Raw genomic sequence first — 22,594 nt, forward strand, 5'->3', positions numbered from 1 at the left:
CTCAGCGCTGGCCCAAGGCCGTGATGGCCAGTTGCAGGGCCAGGCGGTTGTGCCGCTCCAGCAGCGGTGGCAAATCCACCGTGGTGAGCTGCCCCTCGCGCACCACCACCCGCCCGTTGACCACGGTGTGGCGCGCCTTGGCGCTGGCGCACAGCAGCAAGGCGCCCACCGGGTCGTGCACGGCGCCACCGGCGAAGTCGAGGCTGCGCAAATCAAACACCGCCAAATCGGCACACTGGCCCACAGCCAGGTGGCCGATGTCGCTGCGTCCCAGCACCTCGGCCCCGCCGCGCGTGGCCAAGGTCAGCGCGTCGCGGGCGGTCATCTCGGCCGGGCCGGCGTCGCAGCCAAAGGGCTCGAGCGCACGCCCCACGCGCGCCAGCAGCAGGGCCTGGCGGGCCTCGCCCAGCATGTGGGCGCCGTCGTTGCTGGCGCTGCCGTCCACCCCCAGGCCCACGGGCACGCCCGCGTCCAGCATGCGGCGCACAGGGGCGATGCCCGAAGCCAGGCGCATGTTGCTGCAGGGGCAGTGCGCAACGCCGGTGCGGGTGCGGGCGAACAAGCCCATGCCGGCCGCGTCGAGCTTGACGCAGTGCGCGTGCCACACGTCATGGCCGACCCAGCCCAGTTGCTCGGCGTACTCGGCCGGGGTGCAGCCAAACTTCTCGCGGCTGTAGGCGATGTCGTGGTCGTTTTCGGCCAGGTGGGTGTGCAGGCGCACCCCGTGGGCGCGCGCCAGCCGGGCGGATTCGCGCATCAGGTCGCGGCTCACGCTGAAGGGTGAACACGGTGCCACCGCCACCTGCACCATGGCCCCGTGGCGGGCGTCGTGCCAGGTCTCGATCAGGCGCTGGGTGTCGCGCAAGATGGCGTCTTCGCGCTCGACCACCACGTCGGGCGGCAAGCCGCCTTGGGACTGGCCCACGCTCATGCTGCCGCGCGTGGCGACAAAGCGCATGCCGATCTGCTGGGCCGCTTCGATGCTGTCGTCCAGCCGCACGCCATTGGGGTAGATGTAGAGGTGGTCGCTGCTGGTGGTGCAACCACTGAGCAGCAGCTCGGCCATGGCCACCTGGGTGGAGACCTGCACCATCTCGGGCGTCAGGCCAGCCCAGATCGGGTACAGGCCACGCAGCCAGGAGAACAACTCCGCGTCCTGCACCGCGGGGATGGCCCGGGTCAGCGACTGGTACATGTGGTGGTGGGTGTTGACCAGGCCCGGCGTGACCAGGCAGCCCGACAGGTCGAGCACCTCATCGGCCTCAGCAGGCAAGTCGTGGGCCGGGCCCATGGCCTCGATGCGGTAGTCGCGGATGAAGATCGAGGTGTCGGTCAGCTCGCGGCGCTGCGCGTCCAGCGTGGCCACGCAGCGCGCGTGGCGCAGCAGCAAGGTGCTCATGGCGTGTTCACGGCGCGGTTTTGGCGCCGCCCTGGAACCAGGCGCCGATCAGGGCGCGCTCGGCGTCGGTGATGCCGGTGGCGTTGTTCATGGGCATGATCTTGCTGACCACGGCCTGCTGGTAGATGGCCTGGGCATGGGCTTGCACCTGTTCGGGCGAATCCAGGCGCACGTTCTTCATCTGCACCTGCTCACCGTGGCACAGGTAGCAGCGCTCGGCCAGCACCGGCTTGATCTGTTCATAGCCCACCACCGCTGGCTGGGCCGTGACCACGGTCGGCGCAACGGGTGCGGGGCGCAGCCAGGCGATCAGGCCCAGCAGCACCACCACACCAGCGGCCGCGTAAGGCCAAGGGTGCGGGTTGCGGCCCAGCTTGTGGCCGTGGCGCATGACGAAGAACTGGCGGATGGCGGCGCCCGCGAACATCATGCCGATCAGGATCAGCCAATTCTGCGGGTGCGTGTAGGCGAAGCTGTAGTGGTTGGACAGCATGGCAAACAGCACCGGCAGCGTGAAGTAGGTGTTGTGCACGCTGCGCTGTTTGCCGCGCTTGCCATGGATGGGGTCCACCGGCAAGCCGGCCTTGATCTGGCCCACCACCGTGCGCTGGCCCGGGATGATCCAGAAGAACACATTGGCGCTCATCGAGGTGGCGATCATCGCGCCCACCAGCAAGAAGGCGGCACGCCCGGCAAACCAGTGGCAAGCCAACCAGGCCGCCACGCACACCAGGACCAAGACCAGGCCACCGACGATGGCGTCACCGTTCTTGCGCTGGCCAAAGAAGCGGCAGATGCCGTCGTACAACAGCCAGAACACGACCAGGAAACCCAGCGCCACGGCGATCGCCTCGGCGGGCGCCCAGTCCATGCGCGACTTGTCGATCAGGTAGGTGCTGGCGCTCCAGAGGTAGGAGATGGTGAACAGCGAAAAGCCGCTCAGCCAGGTACTGTAGCTTTCCCAATAAAACCAATGCAGGTGGCTGGGCAGCTGGGGCGGTGAGACCGCGAACTTGACCGGGTGGTAGAAGCCCCCGCCGTGCACGGCCCACAGCTCGCCGCTGACGCCCTGGCGTTTCAGGTCCTCATCGACCGGCGGGGTCAGGCTGCTGTCCAGGAAGACAAAGTAAAAAGAAGACCCCACCCAGGCGATGGCCGTGATGACATGGACCCAGCGCAGCAGCAGGTTGGCCCAGTCGAGGAAATAACTTTCCATGCTCAACTCCCGTGACCCGGCCCACATCGACCGAACACGTTGAAAGCCTGCTCACCACTGCGGGCGCTCTGAGCAGATGTTGCGGCCGCGGCCATGGGTCTCTTGTGAACCCCAGCTCCGCTGCGACCTGATGCTAAAAACCACACGCCAAAGCGTGGGCTCGGCCGAAGTGTATACACTTTTTGCAAACCACTGGTGCCGCTGGTGCGGCCCCGGCTCAGGGCTTACCCGAGTCGGACAACTTCAGCAATAACTGTGCCGCGACCGACACCGCAATCACCTCCGGCTGCTTGCCCTGGATGCCTGGCAAGCCGATGGGGCAGGTGATGTGGGCCAGCTCGGTGTCGGTGAAGCCGCGCTCGCGCAAGCGGCGCTGAAACGTGGCCCACTTGGTGCGGCTGCCGATCAGGCCCACGAAGGGCAGGTCACCGCGCTCGCGCTGGCGGCGCAAGCAGGCAGCGACGATGTCCAAGTCCTCGGCATGGCTGAAGCTCATGATCAACACCTGAGCACCGGGCGCCAGGTCCTGCACCGCCTGGGCCACCGGGTCGGAGTGCTCGGCCAGCACCGTCTCCGGCAGCTCGGCCGGAAAAATGCCGTCGCGGCTGTCGATCCAGTGGATCTGGAATGGCAGCCGCGCCAACACCTGCACCAGGGCATGGCCCACATGCCCACCACCAAACAGGGCCAGTGGCGAGCCCTGGGGTGCCAGCTCGGTGTGCAGGCGCGCCACGTCAGCGGGCTCGACCCGCTGCAGCGACAGCTGCACCGCCCCGCCGCAGCATTGCCCCAAACTGGGGCCCAGGGCATGGCGTTGCAGCAAAGGCCAGGGGGTGTCGGCCCGGCCCAGGCCCTGGCGGGCGGCCAGCAGGGCGACCAGCTCCAGGTGCCCCCCGCCAATGGTGCCCAGCACCGCATCGGGCCAGACCGCCATCCAGGCGTCCACGCCCCGGGGCACCGAGCCCTGGGTGTGCACCACCCGCACCAGGCAGGCCGGTTCACGCGCCAGGCGTTGAAGAAAAATAGACAACAAAGTCATGCTCAGATTGTGCGTTGGGTGCCCTGCATCGGCGCGGCACCGGGGATGGAAATGCGGGCCTTCATTCAGTCCGAGTCCGGGACGGCGCGCGCCCGCCGGCGATTGAAACAAATTGCACCACGTTGGCGAAGCCCTCGGAGGCGCAGGCAAAATGCGCGCATGAACGGCCCAAACACTCGCTCATCTCTATTGAACAACCGCTGGTGGCAGCGCCCCCCGCTGCTGGTGGCCACGCTCTGGGCCGCCTTGCTGGCCTCGTGCAGCAACACCCCGCTGCCTGACAGCAGCACGCCCGCGGCCAGCCAGCCCGACCCGAGCCCCGCCAGCCAGAACGCCAGCAGCAGCCCCAGCGCCCAGCGCGCCGGCCCGCCGCCGCCGTCCCAGGCCAGCACGGCCAAGGCCTACCGGCAAGACGCCGCCAAGCACCTGTACCAGCTCAACGGCGATCGCCTGTACAGCGGCAAATTGCCGCCCATGCTGTACGCGGTGGGGGTGTTGCAGGTGCACATCGATCGCCACGGCCAGGTCAGCCAGCTGCACTGGATGCGGGCGCCACGACACGCGCCGGAGGTGATCAGCGAGATCGAACGCACGGTGCGTCGCGCCGCGCCCTACCCCGTGCCGGCGCGCCTGGGCACGGTGGTCTACACCGACACCTGGCTGTGGGACAAAAGCGGGCGCTTCCAGCTCGACACCCTCACCGAAGGGCAGCTCTGAAGCGCTGACACAACTCAGGAGCCGCGGTAAGTGGAATGGCTCCAGGGGCTGACCAGCAACGGCACGTGGTAGTGCTGGTCGGCATGGGCGATGCCAAAGTCCAGCGTCACCCGGTCCAGAAACGGCGGCTCGGGCAAGTCCACGCCCCGCGCCTTGAAGTACGCCGCCACCTCGAACACCAGCCGGTAAGTGCCCACGCGCAGGCTGGCGTTGTCGTACAGCGGGCCGTCGGAGCGGCCATCCTGATTCAGCACAAAGCGGCGCACCAAGGTGGCGTTGTCGCCCTGCGTGGTGAACAGCGACACCGCCATGCCCGCCGCCGGGCTGCCGTGCATGGTGTCCAGAACGTGTGTACTCAAGCCCATGGGGACCTTTCAAGTTGGCTAAAACCGCAGACCCGGCGGGCCTGATTTTGGTGAACCAAAAGTGTATACACTTTTTGAATTGGGGGCTATCATGCGGCCATGGAGACCTCGACCACCCACTTCATCGTCGAAAGCCTGACGCGGGCCATCGTCGAACACCGGCTGCTGCCCGGCAGCAAGCTGGCCGAACAAAAACTGGCGGACCACTTCGGCGTCTCGCGCACCCTGGTGAGGCAAGCTTTGTTCCAGCTGTCGCAAAACCGGCTGATCCGGCTCGAGCCCGCCCGCGGCGCCTTCGTCGCCGCCCCCTCGGTGACCGAAGCGCGCCAGGTGTTTGCCGTGCGCCGCATGCTGGAGGCCGAGATGACGCGCGCTTTTGTGCGTGAAGTCACCCCAAGCAAGATCAAGGCCTTGCGCGAGCACGTGGCGCGCGAAAAGGCCGCCGTGGACCGGGGCGACGCGCCGGGCCGCACCGAGCTGCTGGGTGACTTCCATGTGCGCATGGCCGAGCTGATGGGCAACGAAGTGCTGGCCCAGATGCTGGGCGAGTTGATCTCGCGCTGCGCGCTGATCACCTTGATGTACCAGTCCGCCAGCGCGGCCGAGCACTCGCACGAAGAGCACGGCGAGATCGTCAAAGCCCTGGCGGCGCGCGACGAAGCCCTGGCCGTACGCCTCATGGACGAGCACCTGACCCACGTCGAAACCAGCCTCACCTTTGACCGCAAGCTGCCCACCAGCGACCTCTCCATGGCCTTGTCCTGACCCCGCGAGCCCACCCCCATGAGCCTTTACGACACCACCCTGCCCTACCCCCGCGACCTGGTCGGCTACGGCCGCAACCCACCCCACGCCCAGTGGCCGGGCCAGGCCCGCATCGCGGTCCAGTTCGTGCTGAACTACGAAGAGGGCGGCGAGAACGCCACCTTGCACGGCGATGCCGGCTCGGAGCAGTTCCTGTCCGAGATGTTCAACCCCGCGAGCTTCCCGGACCGCCACCTCAGCATGGAAGGCATTTACGAGTACGGCTCGCGCGTCGGCGTGTGGCGCATCCTGCGTGAGTTCGAAAAGCGCGGTCTGCCCATGACCATCTTCGGCGTCGGCATGGCCTTGCAGCGCCACCCCGAGCTGACCCAGGCCTTTGTCGAACTGGGCCACGAAATCGCCTGCCACGGCTGGCGCTGGATCCACTACCAAAACGTGGACGAAGCCACCGAACGCGAGCACATGCGCGTGGCCCTGGACGCGATCGAAAAGCTCACCGGTCAGCGACCCACCGGCTGGTACACCGGGCGTGACAGCCCGCGCACGCGCCGCCTGGTGGTGGACGACGGTCGCCTCGAATACGACAGCGACTACTACGGCGACGACCTGCCGTTCTGGATGAAGGTGCAGCGCAGCGACGGCGCCGTGGTGCCCCACCTGGTGCTGCCCTACACCCTGGACACCAACGACATGCGCTTTTCGCTGCCGCAGGGCTTCTCGCAGGGCGACGATTTCTTCACCTACCTGCGCGACAGCTTTGACTGCCTCTACGCCGAGGGCGACCCGAACGGCGAAAACCGCCCCAAGATGCTGAGCATCGGCATGCACTGCCGCCTGCTGGGCCGCCCGGGCCGCATGGTGGCCTTGCAGAAGTTTCTCGACCACATCCAGCGCCATGAGCACGTCTGGGTGTGCCGCCGCATCGACATCGCCCGCCACTGGCAGGCGGTCCATCCCTTCACCGAAGACAAGGCAGGCTGACATGGCCCTCACCCTGGAACAATTCAACAGCGCCCCGGCGGCCCAAGCCCTGCAGTGGCTGGACGGCTTGTACGAACACTCGCCCTGGATCGTCGAGCGCGTGCTGCCGCAGCGGCCCTTTGTGTCGCTGGCCCAGCTCAAGGCCGCCCTGGCCCAGGTGGTGCGCGAATCCAGCGCCGACGCGCAGCTGGACCTGATCCGCGCCCACCCCGAGCTGGCTGGCAAGGCCATGGTCAGCCAAAGCCTGACCGCTGAATCCACCAACGAACAAGGCAAGGCCGGTCTGACCGACTGCAGCCCGGCCGAGTTCGCACGCATCCAGCAACTCAACAGCGACTACAACGCGCGCTTTGGCTTTCCCTTCATCCTGGCGGTGCGCGGTGCGCGCGGTCTGGGCCTGACGCGCCAGGAGATCATCGACACCTTCGAGCGCCGTGTGCACAACCACCCGGACTTCGAGCGCGCCGAGGCCTTGCGCAACATCCACCGCATCGCCGAGATCCGCCTCAACGACAAGTTCGGCGTCGAGCCTGTGCAAGGCAACGAGGTCTGGGACTGGCATGAAAAACTCAGCCAGCACAGCGACCCGGGCTATGCCGAAAAAGGCCAGCTCACCGTCACTTACCTGACCGATGCCCACCGTGCCTGCGCCCAGCGCCTGGCCCAGGGCATGCGCGACTGCGGCTTTGACGACGTGGCCATCGACGCCGTGGGCAATGTGGTGGGCCGCTACCACGCCGCCACCCCGGGCGCGCGCAGCCTGCTGACCGGTTCGCACTACGACACCGTGCGCAACGGCGGCAAGTACGACGGTCGCCTGGGCATCTATGTGCCCATGGCCTGCGTCAAGGCCCTGGCCCAGGCGCAGCGCCGCCTGCCGTTTGGCATCGAGGTGGTCGGTTTTGCCGAAGAGGAAGGCCAGCGCTACAAGGCCACCTTCCTGGGCTCGGGCGCGCTGATCGGCGACTTCAAGCCCGCCTGGCTGGAGCAAAAAGACGCCGATGGCGTCACCATGCGCGAGGCCATGCAACACGCCGGCCTGTGCGTGGACGACATCCCCAAACTGCAACGCGACCCCCAGGCCTACCTGGGCTTTGTCGAGGTGCACATCGAGCAGGGCCCAGTGCTCAACGAGCTGGACCTGCCGCTGGGGGTGGTCACCTCCATCAACGGCAGCCTGCGCTACCTGGGTGAGGTGATCGGCACCGCCAGCCACGCCGGCACCACCCCCATGGACCGCCGCCGCGACGCCGCCACCGCCGTGGCCGAGCTGGCGCTGTACGTCGAGAAGCGCGCCGCCCAGGACGCCGACTCGGTGGGCACCGTGGGCCAGTTGCAAGTGCCCAATGGCTCCATCAACGTGGTGCCCGGGCGCTGCCAGTTCTCGCTCGACCTGCGCGCCCCGGTGGACGCGCAACGCGACGCCCTGGCGCGCGATGTGCTGGCCGAGCTGGCCGCCCTCTGCGAGCGCCGTGGCCTGCGCTACACCCTCGAAGAAACCCTGCGTGCTTCGGCCGCGCCCAGCGACCCCGCCTTGCAACAACGCTGGGAAGCCGCCGTGCAAGCCCAAGGCGTGCCCGTGTTCCGACTGCCCAGCGGCGCCGGCCACGACGCCATGAAGCTTCACGAGGTGATGCCCCAGGCCATGCTGTTTGTGCGCGGCCAGAACTCGGGTATCAGCCACAACCCGCTGGAGTCCACCACCAACGACGACATGCAACTCGCGGTGCAGACTTTCTCCCACGTCCTGAATCAAATTGCCAACGACCAGCCATGACCACTTCCCACACCGCCGCCTACGCCGCCCTGGACGCCTGGGTTGACGCCCACTTCGACGACGAAGTCCGCTTTTTGCAAGCCCTGGTGCGCGTGCCCACCGACACCCCACCGGGCAACAACGCACCGCACGCCGAGCGCACCGCCGAGCTGCTGCAAGCATTCGGCTACGAAGCCGAGCGCCACCCCGTGCCCGCCGCCGAAGTGCAGGCCTATGGCATGGAAAGCATCACCAACCTGATCGTGCGACGCGCCTTTGGGGCCGCCGGTTCGGGCCGCACCGTGGCGCTCAACGCCCACGGCGACGTGGTGCCGCCGGGCGAGGGCTGGACCCACGACCCCTACGGCGCCGAGATCGTCGACGGCAAGATGTACGGCCGCGCCACCGCCGTCAGCAAGAGCGACTTCGCCAGCTTCACCTTCGCGCTGCGCGCCCTCGAGGCCGTGGCCCGCCCCAGCCAGGGCGCGGTCGAACTGCACTTCACCTACGACGAAGAGTTTGGCGGCGAACTCGGCCCCGGCTGGCTGCTGCGCCAGGGCCTGACCCGGCCTGACCTGATGATCGCGGCCGGCTTCTCGCACGAGGTGGTGACCGCCCACAATGGCTGCCTGCAGATGGAAGTCACCGTGCACGGCAAGATGGCCCACGCTGCCGTGCCCCACACCGGGGTGGACGCCCTGCAAGGCGCGGTGCACATCCTGAACGCGCTGTACGCGCAAAACACCTTGTACCAGCAGGTCACGTCCCAGGTGGCGGGCATCAAGCACCCCTACCTGAACGTGGGCCGCATCGAAGGCGGCACCAACACCAATGTCGTGCCCGGCAAGGTGATGTTCAAGCTGGACCGCCGCATGATCCCTGAAGAGAACCCGGTCGAAGTCGAAGCCCGCATCCGCGAGGTGATCGAACAGGCCGCGGCCGAGCGCAGCGGCATCACGGTGGAAATCAAGCGCCTGCTGTTGGCCCGCGCCATGACCCCACTGGCCGGCAACCAGGCCCTGGTGGACGCCATCCAGACCCACGCCAAGACCGTGCTGGGCGAGGACCTGCCCGCGGTCGGCACGCCGCTCTACACCGATGTGCGCCTGTACGTTGAACAAGGCATTCCCGGCGTGATCTACGGCGCGGGCCCGCGCACCGTGCTCGAATCGCACGCCAAGCGCGCCGACGAGCGCCTGGACCTGGACGACCTGCGCGCCGCCACCAAGGTGATTGCCCGCACCCTCTGCGACCTGCTGAATTGAACCTCGCGCCCACCCCGCTGTCGGTGCTGTGGCGCGACGAGCACCTGGTGGCCGTCTACAAGCCCGCGGGCTGGCTGGTGCACCGCACCGGCCTGGACGCGGGCGAGACCCGCTTTGTCATGCAAACCTTGCGCGACCAGCTGGGCCAGCACGTCTTCCCGGTGCACCGCCTGGACAAAGGCACCTGCGGCGTGCTGGTGATGGGCTTGCATTCGGACGCGGCCCGCGCCCTGTCGCAGGCCTTTGAGCAGCACCTGACCCGCAAGCACTACCTGGCCCTGGTGCGCGGCTGGGCCCCTGGGGCGATTGAGGTGGACCACGCCCTGCGCCCTGACGACGCGCCGCCCGATGCCCCGGTGCAGGACGCCCGCACCCGCTTTGAGCGCCTGGCCACCCTGGCCCTGGCCCCCACCGAGGGCGAGGCGCCGGCCGACCCCCGCTACCCCAGCAGCCGCCTGTCCCTGGTGCAGGCCTGGCCCGAGACCGGCCGGCGCCACCAGATCCGGCGTCACCTCAAGCACCTGGCCCACCCCATCATTGGCGACGCCACCCACGGCAAAGGCCCACTCAACCGCTGGTGGGCCCATCACCTGGGCCAGGCCCGGCTGTGGCTGCACGCGGCCAGCCTGACGCTGCCGCACCCGGTGCACGGTCAGGCCTTGCAGTTCAGCAGCGGCCTGTTCGCGCCCGCAGGCCTGGCCGGCCACGCGCCCTGCCAGGACACGCCTGCGGATCTGCAAGACTGGCAGCGGCTGTTGCAGCGCTGGCCCTGGCAACGCGACAGCGACACCTGGGGGACAAGCCCCCACACAGATCAGCGGGCACAGCGCTAGCATGGAGGGCAGGCCCGCGCCGACCCGCGCCAGCCTGAGCAGCCCGTCCACCGCGCGGCCGCTCCGCTTTCCGGCTTTCTTCAGCACCACCCGCATGAACCTGCACAACCCGTCGATCCCCCTGGCTGGGGCTTCCAACTTCCGCGACCTGGGCGGCTACCAGGGCAAGGACGGACGCCGCCTGCGTCTGCGCCGGCTGTTTCGCTCCGATCACCTGGCCCAACTCAGCGCCGCCGACATCGAGCAACTGCAGGCCCTGCAGGTGGGGCGCACCGTGGACTTTCGGGGCGAACACGAGCGCCTGGCCCAGGCCTACACCCTGCCCGAGGTGACGCAACACGCGCTGTCCATCGAGCCCACCGTGGTGCAGCGCGCCAAAGACATGCAGGCCCGTGGCCAGACCTTGACGCCAGAGGGCGCTGCCGCCTTGATGGAGCAGACCTACCGCGACTTCGTGCTGAACAACTCGCCCCGTTTTGCCCAGCTGTTCGCCCTGCTGTTGGAAGACGACCAACCCCTGGTGTTCCACTGCACCGCCGGCAAGGACCGCACCGGCCTGGCCGCGGCCCTGATCCTGCGGGCGCTGGGCGTGGCGCCCGACGTGGTGATGCACGACTACCTGCTGACCAACCAGCTCTACCGGCGCCCAGCCCTGCCGCACAGCGAAGCCCCCGAGGCCGTGCTGCGCGTGATCTGGCAGGTGCAGCCCAGCTTTCTGGAAGCCGCCCTGCAGACCATTGACGAGACCCACGGCGGCCTCGCGCCCTACCTGCACCAAGCCCTGGGCCTGGGCCCGGCCGAACTGCGCCGGCTCGAATCGCTTTACCTTGCCTGACGACAGGGCCTGATCCACAGGCCTGACCCTCGATCCCGCCGGGCCTGAACAGGCCCGGGGACGGCGGCTGCGCGGCCCGCCATCGCCCATGGGCGCCTCACCCCACTGCGGCGCCCCGCCCCCTTCTGGCGCCAAAGGCCAGCCCGCGCACCAAAATCAGTCAGAACAGCTCTACAGACCCCAAATTGGTGCTATTTCGCACCGAGCCCCCACGTGAAAACCCTGTATCCATGGGCACGACATTTGCCTACAGTTCTTGCATACAAGATTTGAGAACAACATTCACATCCCTCGGAGCCAACATGTCCCGCCTCTTCAAATCCCTTTTTGGCCAGGTTGTCCTGGCCTTGATCCTTGGTGTCATCGTCGGCCTGGTCTGGCCCGAGCAGGCCGTGAAGCTCAAGCCCCTGGGCGACGGCTTCATCAAGCTGATCAAGATGCTGATCCCCTTCATCGTGTTCGGCGTCGTGGTGCACGGCATTGCCGGTACGGGTGACCTCAAGCGCGTGGGCCGCGTGGGCATCAAGGCCTTGATCTACTTCGAGGTGGTCACCGGCATCGCGCTGGTGCTCGGCCTGGTGCTGGCCTGGGTGTTCCAGCCTGGCGTGGGCATGAACATCGACCCCAGCACGCTGGACGGCTCGGCCTTGAGCAGCTACAAGGACAACGCCAACAAGCTCAGCGGCGGCGGCTTCACCGAATTTGCACTGCGCCTGATCCCCACCACGGCGCTCAGCGGCTTTGTCACTGGCGACGTGCTGCAGGTGCTGCTGGTGGCCATTTTGTTTGGCTGTGCCCTGGCCCTGCTGGGCCCCAAAGGCGTGCGCATCACCAGCGCCATTGAGGACCTGTCGCACGCCCTGTTCAAGACCATGGGCCTGCTGATCCGCCTGGCACCGCTGGGCGTGCTGGGCGCGATTGCCTTCACCGTGGGCAAGTACGGCATTGGCTCGCTCAAGCAACTGGGCATGCTGGTGGCGCTGTTCTTCGCCGCCACGATCTTCTTTGTCAGCGTGGTGCTGGGCTTGATCATGCGGATTTCGGGCTTCAGCCTGTGGAAGCTGCTGCGCTACCTGCGCGAAGAGCTGATGGTGGTGCTGGCCACCACCTCGTCGGACAGCGTGCTGCCGCAGATCATGGCCAAGCTCAAGGCGCTGGGCATCCGCGACTCCACCGTGGGCCTGGTCATTCCCACGGGCTACTCCTTCAACCTGGACGCCTTCTCCATCTACATCACGCTGGCCGCGGTGTTCATCGCCCAAGCCACCAACACGCCGATCTCCACCGCTGACCTGCTGGCCATCCTGGCCATCTCGCTGGTCACCTCCAAGGGCGCACACGGCGTGCCCGGCTCGGCCATCGTGGTGCTGGCCGCCACCTTGCAGGCCATTCCAGCCATTCCCGCGATTGGCCTGGTGCTGGTGTTGTCGGTGGATTGGTTCATGGGCATTGCCCGCGCGCTGGGCAACCTGATCGGCAACTGCGTGGCCACGGTGGCGATCGCTGCCTGGGAAGGTGACATCGACCGCGAACGCGCCCACGCCGTGCTGGATGGCCGCGCCCCTGGCACCGCCGCCGAGCAATGACCCCGTCCTGCCTGCCTCAGGCCCGCCAGGGCCTGGGGCCCCAGTGGGAGGCTGGCGCCGGCAGACCGTCCAACAGAGCCCGTCGCATGGGCTCGCCCCCCACCCCGAAGTTATCCCCATGCTGAGTTCACTGCGCACCAAACTGCAACTGATCACGACCCTGTCGGTCGTGGTGGCCTTGAGCCTCACAGGCGCCATCACCTACGTCCTGCTGCGCGCCAGCATTGCCCAGACCGCAGCGCAGCAACTGAGCGCGGCCAGCGAAGGCAATGGCATGGCCATCGACCTGTGGGTGGCCGCCAAAGCCACGTCCGTGCAGGCGGCCGCCAACGCCGTGCAGCATGGCGACCCGCAGGGCATCGTGCTGCACATGAACAAGGCCGGTGGCTTTCCAGTGACCACGGTGGGCTGGACGGACAAGACTTACGTCTCCAGCAGCACCACCACCCCCGCCAATTACGACCCCACGGTGCGCCCCTGGTACAAGGCGGCCGCGCAGGCCGGCAAACTGGTGGTCACGCCGCCCTACGCCGACGCCTCGACCGGGGTGGCTTTTGTGTCCTTTGCCGCACCGATGCTGCGCGACGGCACGCTGGCCGGGGTGGTCAGTGGGGCCGTGCCCCTGGACGGCGTGCGCCAGGTGGTGAACGCCGTGCACCCGACCCCCAACAGCTTGGCCATCCTGGTCACCCGCAGCGGCCAGTTGCTGGCCCACACCGATCCAAAGATGACCCTGAAACCCGCCTCGGAGCTGTCGCCCGCCTTGGCCGGTGACTCGCTGTCCAATTTGCTCAACGCCACCACCCCGCAGGCGCTTGAACTTGGCGGCGTCAGCAAACTGATGCAGGCGCGCGCCATCCAGGGCACCGACTGGTACCTGATCGTGGCGCTCGACAAAGCCGACGCCACCCAGGCCCTGGGCGAGGTGTCGCGCGGCATGCTGCTGGCCACCGTGGTGCTGGCCCTGCTGGCGGCGGCCCTGAGCGCGGTCTTCACAGCCCGAGCCTTCCGCCGACTGACCCAGGTGCGCGATGCCATGGCCGACATCAGCTCCGGCGGCGGCGACCTGACGCGGCGCCTGCCCATCTCGGGGCGGGACGAGGTGGCCCAGGTGGCCCGCTCCTTCAACACCTTCGCCGACAAGATGGCCCTGGTCCTGCGCGAGATCCGCCAGGGCGCCGAATCGGTGCGCCTGGCCAGTGACGAGATCCGCAACGGCAACCAGGACCTGTCCAGCCGCACCGAGGGCGCGGCCAGCAGCCTGGAGCAGACCTCTGCCGCCCTGGTGCAGCTGACGGCCAGCGTCCAGCAGTCGGCCGAAGCCACGGTGCGTGCCACCCAATTGGCCAGCGAAGCCAGCCAGGTCGCTGCCAAGGGGGGAGAAGTGGTGGCCGGCGCCGTCAGCACCATGGACGAGATCAACCAGTCGTCCGCCCGCATCAGCGACATCATCGGTGTGATCGACGGCATTGCCTTCCAGACCAACATCCTGGCCCTGAACGCGGCCGTCGAGGCCGCCCGCGCCGGTGAAAACGGCCGAGGCTTTGCCGTGGTGGCGGCTGAAGTGCGCAGCCTGGCGCAACGCAGCGCCACGGCCGCCAAGGAAATCAAGGGCCTGATCAGCACCTCGGAAGAGCGCGTCAGCACCGGCACCCAGCGGGTGCAGGCCGTGGGCCAGACCATGGACGCCATCATGGGCAGCATCCGCCGCGTCAGCCAGCTGATCGGGGAGATCAACGGCGCCATGCACGAGCAAAGCAACGGCATCGGCCAGATCAGCCAGGCGGTGGCCGAAATGGACCGCTCCACCCAGCAAAATGCGGCCCTGGTCGAAGAATCAGCAGCGGCCGCATCGGTGCTGAACGACCAGGCCCACCACTTGGCTCAGGCCGTCGGCACCTTCCAACTGGGCGACGCGTCCCTGCCAGACAGCGCGCTGGCAGGCCCTGCGGCACCGAGCGGCCACGCAGCTCGCCTGCGCTGACCCCCGATAATCCAAGACCCCATGAGCCGCTCCCAGACTGAAATCGCACAACAGGTGGTCGAATCCATCCTGGCCCAAAAGCTGGCCCCCGGCGAGCGCCTGGGCGAACAAGACCTGGCCGACCTGTTTGGCGTCAGCCGCACCCTGGTGCGCGAGGCGCTGATGCAGCTGCAAGCGCGCGGCTTTGTCGAGGTGCGCTCGCGCCGGGGCTGGTACGTGATCGAACCCTCGGTGGAAGAAGCGCGCGACGCTTTTTCGGCACGCCGCATTGTGGAGGCCGGCATCCTGGCCAGTGCCGCCGAGGAAGGCCGTCCCCTGCAGGCCCTGACACGCCGCCTGCGCGCCCACATCGCGGACGAGCAAAACGCCATTGAGGGTGCCGACGCGGCCACCCGGGCTTTTTTGTTGGCCGACTTCCATGTCTGCCTGGCGGAAAGCATGGGCCACCGCAGCCTCAGCGACGTGCTGCGCGACCTGACAGCGCGCACCACGCTGGCCGCCTCGCTGTACCAGTCGCGCCATGAAGCCAGCCAGTCGTGCGCCGAGCACACGGCCATCGTCGAGGCCCTGGAAGCCGGCGATCTGGCCTTGGCGCGCGACCGTCTGCTGGCCCACATCGGCCATGTGGAAGAGGCCTTGCGCCCTGACACACCGCGCAGCCACGACCGGCTGCGGGATTCGCTGAGCCCGCTGGCCCGCAGCCCAGGCTGATCCAGCCCATCACGCCGGCCAGCTTCTGCCTGGGCCGGTCGGTGATTTCTGGCTTGCTTCTTGCAGGCTTTTGGCGCTCGGGTTTTCACTGACCCCTCCGCGGCCTGGCGTGTATACACTTTTCACATACAAACATGTGCACGAAGTGTGCGGCGTTGTGTTGCGGCGGTTGCAGGTTCAGAGGCCCGCCCTTTTCCAGCCCTCAAGGAACTCAGCATGAATTCAGCGGTCCATCCCGTCGACGAACGCCTACCCCTCAACCGCCTGGCCGCGCTCGGCCTGCAGCATGTGCTGGTCATGTACGCGGGGGCCATCGCCGTGCCCCTGATCGTGGGCCGCGCTCTCAAGCTCGACCCGCAGCAGGTGGCCATGCTGATCTCGGCCGATCTGTTTTGCTGCGGCCTGGTCACGCTGATCCAGTCGCTGGGCGCCACACAGTGGTTTGGCATCCGCCTGCCGGTGATGATGGGCGTGACCTTTGCATCGGTGGGCCCCATGGTCGCCATTGCTGGCAGCCACCCCGGGCAAGCGGGGGCGCAGCTGATTTTCGGCGCCATCATCGGGGCCGGGCTGATATCCATCTTGATCGCCCCCATCGTCAGCCGCCTGCTGCGCTTCTTCCCGCCCGTGGTCACGGGCACGCTGATCCTGGTCATCGGGGTCAGCCTGATGCGCGTAGGCATCAACTGGATCTTCGGTAACCCCGTGGGCCCCACCGCCCCCAGCGTGCCCGACCCGGAGCACCTGCGCTGGCTCGCCGAAGCCGGCAAACTGGCGGCCGCCCCTGGCTCGGCCCTGCCCGCCCTGCCCAAGGGCCTGGCCATTCTGCCCACGGTGCCCAATCCCAAATACGCCGACCTGATGGGCGTGGGCGTGGCCGCCCTGGTGCTGGCTTCCATCCTGCTGATCACCAAGTACGCCAAGGGCTTTGCCGCCAACATCTCGGTGCTGCTGGGCATCGTCATCGGCGGCGTGGTCTCGGTGGCCTTGGGCATGATGAACTTCGACAAGGTCGGCAAGGCCGCCTGGTTCGACATCGTGCTGCCCTTCGAGATCGCCACCCCGGTGTTCGACCCCATCATGGTCATCACCATGACGGTGGTGATGCTGGTGGTGATGATCGAGTCCACCGGCATGTTCCTGGCCCTGGGGGACATGACGGACCGCCCGGTCAGCAACAAGGCCCTGACAGCGGGCCTGCGCACAGATGGCCTGGGCACCTTGATCGGGGGCATCTTCAACACCTTCCCCTACACCAGCTTCTCGCAGAACGTGGGCCTGGTGGCGGTGACGGGCGTGCGCAGCCGCTTTGTCTGCGTGGCCGGCGGCGTGATCCTGATCGTGCTGGGCCTGCTGCCCAAGATGGCGGCGCTGGTCGAGTCCCTGCCCACCGTGGTGCTGGGCGGCGCAGGCCTGGTGATGTTTGGCATGGTGGCCACCACCGGCATCCGCATCCTGGGCGGGGTGGACTTCAAGACCAACCGCTTCAACGCCCTGATCGTCGCCATCTCGGTGGGCGTGGGCATGATCCCGCTGCTGGCCCCCAACTTCCGCCAGTGGATGCCACACGCCATCCACCCGCTGATCGAGTCGGGCATTTTGCTGGCCACCGTCTGCGCCGTGCTGCTCAACCTGTTCTTCAACGGCGCCAAGCAAGACGACCAAGCCACCATCGCCGCGGCCAAGCAGGCCGACGCCCATTGAGGCCCCCGGCCCCACACCAAGGCCCCCAGGCTGCCCTGGGGGCTTTGTCGCTGGGCCCTCGCCAGGCCTGGCCCTGGCGCCGCGAGCGTCAGCCTGACGTCAGGATGGGGTAAGCTCCCAGCCCGCTATCGCCACCGAAGGAAAACCATTCAATGACCAAAACCTTGTCTGCGGCCGAACAAGCGCTGCGCGACGCAGCCCGTGAATACCACCGCACGCCGGTGCGGGGCAAAATCTCCGTCACCCCGACCAAACCCCTGTCCAACCAACGCGACCTGTCCCTGGCCTACTCGCCGGGCGTGGCCTACCCCTGCTTGGACATCGAAGCCGATCCGAGCAAGGCCTGGGACTACACCTCGCGTGGCAACCTGGTCGGTGTGATCACCAACGGCACCGCCGTGCTGGGCCTGGGCGACATCGGTCCGCTGGCCAGCAAGCCGGTGATGGAAGGCAAGGGCTGCCTGTTCAAGAAGTTCGCGGGTGTCGACGTGTTTGACATCGAACTGGCCGAGCGCGACCCGGACAAGCTGGTCGAGATCATCGCGGCGCTGGAGCCCACGCTGGGTGGCATCAACTTGGAAGACATCAAGGCGCCCGAGTGCTTCTACATCGAGAAGCAGCTGTCTGACCGCCTGAACATCCCCGTCTTCCACGACGACCAACACGGCACGGCCATCATCTCGTCGGCCGCCCTGCTCAACGGCCTGGAGCTGGTGAACAAGGCCATCGGTGAAGTGAAGATCGCGGTGTCGGGCGCCGGTGCCGCCGCCATCGCCTGCCTGGACGTGATGGTCGGCCTGGGCGTGAAGCGCGAGAACGTCTTTGTGGTCGACTCCAAGGGCGTGATCTACCAAGGCCGCCCCGGCACGCTGGACGCCTCCAAGCAGCGCTACGCCCAAGACACCGCCGCACGCACGCTGGCCGATGTGGTCAACGGCGCGGACGTGTTCCTGGGCTGCTCGGCCCCGGGCGTGCTGACCGCCGAGATGGTCAAGACCATGGCGCGCCAGCCCATCATCCTGGCCCTGGCCAACCCCGAACCCGAAATCCGCCCCGAACTGGCCAAGGCCATTCGCCCGGACTGCATCATCGCCACCGGCCGCTCGGACTACCCGAACCAGGTCAACAACGTGCTGTGCTTCCCCTACATCTTCCGGGGTGCACTGGACTGCGGCGCGACCAAGATCACGGCCGAAATGAAGCAGGCCTGCGTGCGCGAAATCGCCGACCTCGCCAAGGCCGAGATGAGCGACGAAGTGGCCGCCGCCTACGCGGGCCAGGAGCTGGTGTTCGGCCCCGACTACCTGATCCCGACGCCGTTTGACGCGCGCCTGATCCTGCGCATCGCCCCCGCCGTGGCCAAGGCCGCGGCCGAGTCCGGCGTGGCCACGCGCCCGATCGAGGACCTGGAGGCCTACCGCGAAAGCCTGTCGCGCTTTGTCTACGCCACCGGCATGTTCATGCGCCCGGTGTTCGCCGCCGCCAAGGCCGCCAACAAGCGCGTGGCCTATGCCGAAGGTGAAGACGAGCGCGTGCTGCGCGCCGCCCAGGCCGCCGTCGACGACGGCCTGGCCCGCCCGATCCTGATCGGTCGCCCTGCCGTCATCGCCGCGCGCATCGCCAAGGCCGGCCTGCGCCTGCAACTGGGCCGCGACGTCGAAATCTGCGACCCCGAAGACGACCCGCGCTTCCGCCAGTACTGGGAAACCTACCACCGCCTGATGGGCCGCCAGGGCGTCACGCCCGAAGCTGCCAAGGCCGCCGTGCGCCGCTCCAACACCTTGATCGCCGCGCTGATGGTCAAGCTGGGCGACGCCGACGCCATGCTGTGCGGCCTGGTCGGTCGTTACGACAGCCACCTGGAGCATGTGCGCGACATCCTGGGCCTTCAAGAAGGTGCCAGCGGCTTTGCCGCACTGAACGCGCTGATGCTGGACAAGCACACCCTGTTCATCGCCGACACCTACATCAACGAAGACCCGGATGCCGAGCAACTGGCCTCCATCGCGTTGATGGCGGTCGAAGAGGTGAAGCGCTTCGGCCTGCCGCCCAAGGTGGCTTTCCTGTCGCACTCCAACTACGGCTCGTCCAAGCGCGCCTCGGCCATCAAGATGCGCCAAGCGCGCGACCTGTTCGCCAAGCTGGCCCCCGACGTCGAGTGCGACGGTGAAATGCATGGCGACGCGGCCCTGTCGGAATCGGTGCGCGGCAACGCGCTGATGGACGGCAGCCTGACCGGCGAAGCCAATGTGCTGATCTGCCCCAACCTGGACGCGGCCAACATCCTGTTCAACGTGCTCAAGACCACGGGCGGCCACGGCGTGACCATTGGCCCGATCCTGCTGGGCGCCGCCGCTTCGGCGCACATCATGACCCCGTCGTCGACCATGCGCCGCGTGGTCAACATGACGGCCCTGGCCGCCGCCGGCGCCGCCGTGCAACAGGGCGCCTGAGCCCCGACCGGCCACCGCTCGCCCCGGGCCAAGCCCCAAGGCGCTGGCGGGGTGCCCGCCCCCCTTCAGCCCCCGCACCTGAGGCCAGGTCCGGGGGCTTTTTCATGGGCGCTCGCCGGCAGCCCTCGGCCCAGCGCCCGCCGTGCCGGGCACTGTTTTTGCTTTGAGTCTCCATCCCTTGGAGACTTGAATGACGCCACGCACTTTCCTCAAAGCCAGCCTTGCCCTCAGCCTTGCCGCCGCCCTGGGCAGCGCCCAGGCGCAAACCACGCCGATCAAGTTCCAACTGGACTGGCGCTTCGAGGGCCCCTCGGCCCTGTTCCTGCTGCCGGCCGCCAAGGGCTACTTCAAGGACGCCAAGCTCGACGTCACCGTGGACGCCGGCAACGGCTCGGGTGGCGCGGTGCAGCGCGTGGCCTCGGGCAGCTACGACATGGGCTTTGCCGACCTGGCCGCGCTGATGGAATTCCAGGCCAACAACCCCGACGCGCCCAACAAACCCGTGGCCATCATGATGGTCTACAACAACACCCCGGCCTCGGTCATGGCGCTCAAGAAAAGCGGCATCACCAAGCCCGCCGACCTGAACGGCAAGAAGCTGGGCGCCCCGGTGTTTGACGCCGGCCGCCGCGCCTTCCCCATCTTTGCCAAGGCCAACCAGGTCGGCACCGTGCAATGGACCGCCATGGACCCGCCGCTGCGCGAGACCATGCTGGTGCGCGGCGACATCGACGCCATCACCGGCTTCACCTTCACCTCGCTGCTCAACCTGGAAGCGCGCGGCGCCAAGGCCTCGGACGTGGTGGTGCTGCCCTATGCCGACTTCGGCGTGAAGCTGTACGGCAACGCCATCATTGCCTCGCCCAAGATCCTCAAGGAGAACCCGGCCGCCGTGAAGGCCTTCCTGCAAGCCTTTGCCAAGGGCGCCAAGGAAGTCATCGCCAAGCCCGAAGCCGCCATCGAGTACGTGAAGCAGCGCGACGGCATCATCAACACCGAGCTCGAAACCCGGCGCCTGAAGCTGGCCATCGACACCGTGATCAACAGCCCCGACGCGCGCAGCGAGGGCTTTGGCCAGGTCAACCCGGCACGCCTGTCGCTGATGGCCTCGCAGGTGTCTGACGCCTACGCCACCAAGACCCGCGCCAACCCGGACACCGCCTGGACCAGCGCCTACCTGCCCTCGGCCGCCGAGCTCAACATCCTGCCGGCCAAGAAGTAAGCCGCCCGGCCCCGTCCACGAGAACCGTCTGCATGAGCACTGCCCCCGCCCCCCTGGAGTCCGCGCCTTTCGTGGACTTCCGCGATGTCTGGCTGGCCTACAACGATGAGTTGCTGGCTCAGAACCACTTTGCCGTCGAAGGCATCAACCTGCAGGTCAAGCAAGGCGAGTTCATTGCCATTGTGGGGCCCTCGGGTTGCGGCAAATCGACCTTCATGAAGCTCACCACGGGGCTGAAGATGCCCTCGATGGGCAAGATCTTCATCGACGGCCAGCCCGTGACCGGGCCGCTGAAGATCTCGGGCATGGCCTTCCAGGCCCCGTCCCTGCTGCCCTGGCGCACCACGGTGGACAACGTGCTGCTGCCGCTGGAGATCGTCGAGCCCTACCGCTCCACCTTCAAGCAAAAGCGCAAGGAATACGAAGCCCGTGCCCGTGCGCTGTTGCAGAAGGTGGGCCTGGGCGGCTACGAGGACAAGTTCCCCTGGCAGCTCTCGGGCGGCATGCAGCAGCGCGCCAGCATTTGCCGCGCGCTGATCCACGAGCCCAAGATGCTGCTGCTCGACGAACCCTTCGGTGCGCTGGATGCCTTCACCCGCGAAGAGCTGTGGTGCATCCTGCGCGACCTGTGGACCGAGCAGAAATTCAACGTCATCCTGGTCACCCACGACCTGCGCGAGTCGGTCTTCCTGGCCGACACCGTGTACGTGATGAGCAAGAGCCCGGGCCGCTTTGTGGTCAAGCGCGACATCGAGTTGCCGCGCCCGCGCGAGCTGGAGCTGACCTACACCAAAGAATTCACCGACATCGTGCTGGAGTTGCGCGGCCACATCGGTGCGCTGCGCAAGACCGGCGCCGTGATCAACCAATGAGCCCGCAGGGACACCCCAAGCCATGACGAACAAGAAAAAACTCATCGAAGCCTGGTCGCCCTGGCTGCTGCTGTTGGCGGTGCTGGTCGCCTGGCAGTTGCTGTGCTCGGCCTTCAATGTGTCGGAATTCATCTTCCCCAGCCCGGCCCGCATTGGCAGCCAGTTCATGGAGTTCAAGTGGATCATCGCGGGCCACGCCTGGCGCACCTACTGGGTGACGATGGCGGGCTTTGGCCTGGCCATCGTGGTCGGCGTGCTGCTGGGTTTTGTGATCGGCAGTTCGCGCCTGGCCTATGCCGCGGTCTACCCGCTGATGACGGCCTTCAACGCCCTGCCCAAGGCCGCCTTTGTGCCCATCCTGGTGGTGTGGTTCGGCATTGGCGTGGGCCCGGCCGTCCTGACCGCCTTCCTGATCAGCTTCTTTCCCATCATGGTCAACATTGCCACCGGCCTGGCCACGCTGGAGCCCGAACTTGAAGACGTGCTGCGCGTGCTGGGCGCGCGCCGCTGGGACGTGCTGATGAAGGTGGGCCTGCCGCGCTCCATGCCCTACTTTTATGGCTCGCTCAAGGTCGCCATCACGCTGGCTTTTGTCGGCACCACGGTGTCAGAAATGACCGCCGCCAACGAAGGCATTGGCTACCTGCTGATCAGCGCCGGCTCGGCCATGCAAATGGGCTTGGCCTTTGCCGGCCTGCTGGTGGTGGGTGCCATGGCCATGGCCATGTACGAGCTGTTCAGCCTGATCGAAAAGCGCACCACCGGCTGGGCGCACCGGGGCTCGCAGGGCGAGTGAGTCAGTGACTGATTGATGGATTGAGCCATCCCGCGCGGCGCCCGCGCTGCAGCCTCCCCCCACCCCGGCCTGAGCCCCGTCTCGGTGCCGGGGTT

19 protein-coding genes are annotated in these 22,594 nt (G+C 67.4%); 15 read left to right on the forward strand and 4 right to left on the reverse strand.

What is annotated here, in order from left to right; genetic code table 11:
- Position 1: 1 nt before the first annotated feature.
- From PSQ39_RS13800 to xdhC, 3 genes are all read right to left on the reverse strand, one after another.
- Entirely contained in the window at positions 2-1,399 is a 1,398-nt protein-coding gene (locus PSQ39_RS13800; protein ID WP_273927389.1) for an 8-oxoguanine deaminase, read from the reverse strand.
- Between the two features lie 7 nt (positions 1,400-1,406).
- Positions 1,407-2,615 carry a urate hydroxylase PuuD gene (locus PSQ39_RS13805; protein ID WP_273927390.1) on the reverse strand — a complete coding sequence of 403 codons (1,209 nt, stop codon included), beginning with the start codon at positions 2,613-2,615 and terminating at the stop codon, positions 1,407-1,409.
- Between the two features lie 217 nt (positions 2,616-2,832).
- On the reverse strand, positions 2,833-3,654 hold the full coding sequence (gene xdhC / locus PSQ39_RS13810) for a xanthine dehydrogenase accessory protein XdhC (RefSeq protein WP_273927391.1): 822 nt from the start codon (positions 3,652-3,654) through the stop codon (positions 2,833-2,835).
- A gap of 159 nt (positions 3,655-3,813) precedes the next feature.
- Between xdhC and PSQ39_RS13815 the strand changes: the two genes are divergently transcribed.
- Entirely contained in the window at positions 3,814-4,371 is a 558-nt protein-coding gene (locus PSQ39_RS13815) for a hypothetical protein (RefSeq protein WP_273927392.1), read from the forward strand.
- Between the two features lie 14 nt (positions 4,372-4,385).
- On the opposite strand, the gene uraH is transcribed toward PSQ39_RS13815, so the two are convergent.
- Positions 4,386-4,736, reverse strand: coding sequence for a hydroxyisourate hydrolase (gene uraH, locus PSQ39_RS13820; protein WP_273927393.1), 351 nt, complete (start codon positions 4,734-4,736; stop codon positions 4,386-4,388).
- 99 nt (positions 4,737-4,835) lie between these two features.
- Here uraH and PSQ39_RS13825 point away from each other — a divergent pair, with 99 nt between their 5' ends.
- The 14 genes from PSQ39_RS13825 (at position 4,836) to PSQ39_RS13890 (ending at position 22,499) form a co-directional block, all read left to right on the forward strand.
- Complete coding sequence (locus tag PSQ39_RS13825) at positions 4,836-5,501, forward strand: GntR family transcriptional regulator (protein WP_273927394.1); 666 nt, start codon at positions 4,836-4,838, stop codon at positions 5,499-5,501.
- An 18-nt stretch (positions 5,502-5,519) separates the two neighbouring features.
- A complete protein-coding gene (gene puuE, locus PSQ39_RS13830) occupies positions 5,520-6,482 on the forward strand; it encodes an allantoinase PuuE (RefSeq protein WP_273927395.1) in 963 nt (320 codons plus the stop codon).
- 1 nt (position 6,483) lies between these two features.
- A complete protein-coding gene (gene uraD / locus PSQ39_RS13835) occupies positions 6,484-8,259 on the forward strand; it encodes a 2-oxo-4-hydroxy-4-carboxy-5-ureidoimidazoline decarboxylase (RefSeq protein WP_273927396.1) in 1,776 nt (591 codons plus the stop codon).
- On the forward strand, positions 8,256-9,503 hold the full coding sequence (locus PSQ39_RS13840; protein ID WP_273927397.1) for a M20 family metallopeptidase: 1,248 nt from the start codon (positions 8,256-8,258) through the stop codon (positions 9,501-9,503). Before uraD ends, PSQ39_RS13840 begins: the two co-directional genes overlap by 4 nt.
- Positions 9,500-10,336 carry a pseudouridine synthase gene (locus tag PSQ39_RS13845; RefSeq protein WP_273927398.1) on the forward strand — a complete coding sequence of 279 codons (837 nt, stop codon included), beginning with the start codon at positions 9,500-9,502 and terminating at the stop codon, positions 10,334-10,336. The genes PSQ39_RS13840 and PSQ39_RS13845 overlap by 4 nt, the downstream gene beginning before the upstream one ends.
- A gap of 94 nt (positions 10,337-10,430) precedes the next feature.
- Positions 10,431-11,171: a tyrosine-protein phosphatase gene (locus tag PSQ39_RS13850; protein ID WP_273927399.1), complete on the forward strand. Its 741-nt coding sequence runs from the start codon at positions 10,431-10,433 to the stop codon at positions 11,169-11,171.
- 302 nt (positions 11,172-11,473) lie between these two features.
- Complete coding sequence (locus PSQ39_RS13855) at positions 11,474-12,757, forward strand: C4-dicarboxylate transporter DctA (RefSeq protein ID WP_273927400.1); 1,284 nt, start codon at positions 11,474-11,476, stop codon at positions 12,755-12,757.
- Between the two features lie 118 nt (positions 12,758-12,875).
- Positions 12,876-14,741, forward strand: coding sequence for a methyl-accepting chemotaxis protein (locus PSQ39_RS13860; protein WP_273927401.1), 1,866 nt, complete (start codon positions 12,876-12,878; stop codon positions 14,739-14,741).
- A gap of 21 nt (positions 14,742-14,762) precedes the next feature.
- Complete coding sequence (locus PSQ39_RS13865) at positions 14,763-15,452, forward strand: GntR family transcriptional regulator (RefSeq protein ID WP_273927402.1); 690 nt, start codon at positions 14,763-14,765, stop codon at positions 15,450-15,452.
- A gap of 216 nt (positions 15,453-15,668) precedes the next feature.
- A complete protein-coding gene (locus tag PSQ39_RS13870) occupies positions 15,669-17,156 on the forward strand; it encodes a nucleobase:cation symporter-2 family protein (protein ID WP_273927403.1) in 1,488 nt (495 codons plus the stop codon).
- A gap of 152 nt (positions 17,157-17,308) precedes the next feature.
- Positions 17,309-19,609 carry an NADP-dependent malic enzyme gene (locus tag PSQ39_RS13875; protein WP_273927404.1) on the forward strand — a complete coding sequence of 767 codons (2,301 nt, stop codon included), beginning with the start codon at positions 17,309-17,311 and terminating at the stop codon, positions 19,607-19,609.
- Positions 19,610-19,799: 190 nt separating this feature from the next.
- Entirely contained in the window at positions 19,800-20,831 is a 1,032-nt protein-coding gene (locus PSQ39_RS13880) for an ABC transporter substrate-binding protein (RefSeq protein ID WP_273927405.1), read from the forward strand.
- 32 nt (positions 20,832-20,863) lie between these two features.
- The gene (locus PSQ39_RS13885) at positions 20,864-21,703 is read left to right on the forward strand and encodes an ABC transporter ATP-binding protein (RefSeq protein ID WP_273927406.1); all 840 of its coding nucleotides are present in this window, start codon (positions 20,864-20,866) and stop codon (positions 21,701-21,703) included.
- A 22-nt stretch (positions 21,704-21,725) separates the two neighbouring features.
- Positions 21,726-22,499 (forward strand): ABC transporter permease, encoded by a 774-nt coding sequence (locus PSQ39_RS13890; RefSeq protein ID WP_273927407.1) that lies wholly within the window; start codon positions 21,726-21,728, stop codon positions 22,497-22,499.
- Positions 22,500-22,594 lie beyond the last annotated feature (95 nt).

It is taken from the genome of Curvibacter microcysteis, assembly GCF_028649455.1.
Taxonomy (GTDB): domain Bacteria; phylum Pseudomonadota; class Gammaproteobacteria; order Burkholderiales; family Burkholderiaceae_C; genus Curvibacter; species Curvibacter microcysteis.